At 65.4% G+C, this 3,166-nt stretch carries 3 protein-coding genes; all 3 read left to right on the top strand.

Going from position 1 to position 3,166, the window contains the following annotated elements:
* The first annotated feature begins 58 nt into the window (after positions 1-58).
* On the top strand, positions 59-1,513 hold the full coding sequence (locus A6M56_RS10155) for a 2-hydroxymuconic semialdehyde dehydrogenase (protein ID WP_286758115.1): 1,455 nt from the start codon (positions 59-61) through the stop codon (positions 1,511-1,513).
* Positions 1,514-1,563: 50 nt separating this feature from the next.
* On the top strand, positions 1,564-2,346 hold the full coding sequence (gene dmpE / locus A6M56_RS10150; RefSeq protein WP_286758114.1) for a 2-oxopent-4-enoate hydratase: 783 nt from the start codon (positions 1,564-1,566) through the stop codon (positions 2,344-2,346).
* Between the two features lie 52 nt (positions 2,347-2,398).
* A partial coding sequence (locus A6M56_RS10145) for an acetaldehyde dehydrogenase (acetylating) (RefSeq protein WP_286758113.1) occupies positions 2,399-3,166 on the top strand: 768 nt, incomplete at its 3' end.

Raw genomic sequence — 3,166 nt, 5'->3', positions numbered from 1 at the left:
AGGCCCGGTGCGCAAAGCGCACCCTACGGTGAATGAAATGAAACGGAGAAGTGATTAAATGAAGCAGATCAACAATTTCATCAACGGCGAATTCGTCCCGACCGCGAACCTGTTCGACAAACGCTCGCCGCTGAACAACGCGGTGATCGCGAAGGTCGCCGAGGCCGGCAAGGCGGAAGTCGATGCGGCGGTGGCAGCGGCGCGGCGCGCCCTCTCCGGCCCGTGGGGCAGGATGGCGGTCGCCGAGCGGGTCGATCTGCTGTATGCCGTGGCGAACGAAATCAACCGCCGCTTCGACGACTTCCTCGCCGCCGAATGCGCCGACACCGGCAAGCCGATGAGCCTGGCGCGCCATATCGACATTCCGCGCGGCGCGGCCAACTTCAAGATCTTCGCCGACGTGGTGAAGAACGTGCCGACCGAATTCTTCGAGACCGCCACGCCCGACGGCCGCGGCGCATTCAATTACGCCACGCGTTCCCCGGTCGGCGTGGTCGGCGTGATCTGCCCGTGGAACCTGCCGCTGCTGTTGATGACCTGGAAGGTCGGCCCGGCGCTCGCCTGCGGCAACACGGTCGTGGTGAAGCCGTCCGAGGAAACGCCGCAGACCGCGACGCTTTTGGGCGAGGTGATGAACGCGGTCGGCATGCCGAAGGGCGTGTACAACGTGGTGCACGGCTTCGGCCCCGGCTCGGCCGGCGAATTCCTGACCACGCACCAGGGCGTCAACGCGATCACCTTCACCGGCGAGACCCGCACCGGCGCGGCGATCATGAAGGCCGCCGCCGAAGGCGCGCGCCCGGTGTCGCTGGAGATGGGCGGCAAGAACCCGGCCATCGTGTTCGCCGACTGCGATTTCGAAGCGGCGATCGAAGGCACGTTGCGTTCGGCGTTTGCCAACTGCGGCCAGGTGTGCCTGGGCACCGAGCGCGTGTATGTCGAGCGCCCGATCTTCGACAAGTTCGTCGCCGCAATGAAGCAGGGCGCGGAAGCGATGAAGATCGGCGTGCCCGACGATCCGCAAACCGGCATGGGGCCGCTGATCAGCCAGGAACACAAGAGCAAGGTGCTGTCCTACTACCGGAAGGCGGTCGAGGAAGGCGCGACGGTGGTCACCGGCGGCGGCGTGCCGGCCATGCCGGGCGAGCTGGCGGACGGCGCCTGGGTGCAGCCGACCATCTGGACCGGCCTGGCCGACGACGCGGCGGTGTGCCGCGAGGAGATCTTCGGGCCGTGCTGCCACATCGCGCCGTTCGATTCCGAGGAAGAGGTGATCCGCCGCGCCAACGACACCGCCTACGGCCTGGCCGCCTCGGTATGGACCAGCAACCTGCAGCGCGGCCATCGCGTGGCAAGCAGGATCGAAGCCGGCCTGGTGTGGGTCAACAGCTGGTTCCTGCGCGACCTGCGCACGCCGTTCGGCGGCGCCAAGCAGTCCGGCATCGGCCGCGAGGGCGGCGTGCATTCGCTCGAGTTCTACACCGAGCTGAAGAATGTCTGCGTCAAGCTCTGATCGGATGCGCCATGTCGAACAATCCTGAATCCATTCATACGGACCACACCATGGAAAACACGCTTATCAACCGGCTCGGCGACGAGCTCTATCAGGCGCTGTGCAGCCGCGAAGTGCTCGCGCCGCTGACCGACCGCTATTCGAACATCACCATCGAGGATGCCTACCACATCCAGCAGCGCATGATCGCGCGCCGCATGGAGAAGGGCGCGCGCGTGGTCGGCAAGAAGATCGGCGTCACCAGCAAGGTGGTGATGGACATGCTCAACGTGCACCAGCCCGACTTCGGCTACCTGCTCGACACGATGATCTATAACGAGGGCGAGGCGATTCCGATGGAAACCCTGATTCAGCCCAAGGCGGAAGGCGAAATCGCGTTCGTGCTCAAGCGCGACCTGATGGGGCCGGGCATTTCCAACGCCGACGTGCTGCGCGCCACCGAATGCGTGATGCCGTGCTTCGAGATCGTCGATTCGCGCATCCGCGACTGGAAGATCCGGATCGCCGACACCGTTGCCGACAATGCGTCGTGCGGCGTGTTCGTGCTGGGCGACCGCGCGGTCGATCCGCGCAAGGTCGATTTGTCGACCTGCGGCATGGTGCTGGAAAAGAACGGCGAAATCGCCGCCACCGGCGCCGGCGCCGCCGCCCTGGGCAGCCCGGTCAATGCCATCGCCTGGCTGGCCAACACGCTTGGCCGGCTCGGCATTGCGCTCAAGGCCGGTGAAGTGGTGCTGTCCGGATCGCTGGCGGCGATGTTGCCGGTCAAGGCCGGCGACAACCTGCGCGTGACCATCGGCGGCATCGGCGGCTGCTCGGTGCGCTTCTATTAATCCGAAGTAGGGTGCGCCGCGCGCACCCTACGCATCCAATGAGAGTCAAGACATGAAAAAAATCAAATGTGCATTGATCGGCCCGGGCAACATCGGCACCGACCTGCTGTACAAGCTGCAGCGCAGCCCGGTGCTGGAACCGGTGTGGATGGTCGGTATCGACCCGGCGTCCGAAGGCTTGCAGCGCGCCGCCGACATGGGACTGAAGATCACTTCGGACGGCGTCGACGGCCTGCTGCCGCATGTGGCGAAGGATGAAATCCAGATCGCCTTCGATGCGACCTCGGCCTACGTGCATGCGGAAAACTCGCGCAAGCTCAACGCGCTCGGCGTGATGATGATCGACCTCACGCCGGCGGCGATCGGCCCGTACTGCGTGCCGCCGGTGAACCTGAAGGAGCACCTGGGAAAACGCGAGATGAACGTCAACATGGTCACCTGCGGCGGCCAGGCCACGATTCCGATGGTGGCGGCGGTGTCGCGCGTGCAGCCGGTGGCCTACGGCGAGATCGTCGCCACCGTGTCGAGCCGCTCGGTCGGCCCCGGCACGCGCAAGAACATCGACGAGTTCACCCGCACCACCGCTGGCGCGGTGGAAAAAGTCGGCGGCGCCAGGAAGGGCAAGGCGATCATCATCATCAACCCGGCCGAGCCGCCGCTGATCATGCGCGACACCGTCCACTGCCTGACCGAGAGCGAGCCGGAGCGCGACGCGATCACCGCATCGGTCCACGCGATGATCAAGGAAGTGCAGAAATACGTGCCTGGCTACAAGCTCGTCAACGGCCCGGTATTCGACGGCAACCGCGTGTCGGTGTTC

Origin of the sequence: Ralstonia sp. RL (genome assembly GCF_001683835.1) — a bacterium.
GTDB classification, from domain to species: Bacteria; Pseudomonadota; Gammaproteobacteria; order Burkholderiales; family Burkholderiaceae; genus Ralstonia; species Ralstonia mannitolilytica.
The sequence above is the reverse complement of the archived record's forward strand: the minus strand, read 5'-3'. Positions and strand labels throughout refer to the sequence as shown.

Coding starts and splice junctions, on each gene's coding strand:
- A6M56_RS10155 (WP_286758115.1), top strand. CDS start 59: ATGAAGCAGATCAACAATTTCATCAACGGCGAATTCGTCCCGACCGCG.
- dmpE (WP_286758114.1), top strand. CDS start 1,564: ATGGAAAACACGCTTATCAACCGGCTCGGCGACGAGCTCTATCAGGCG.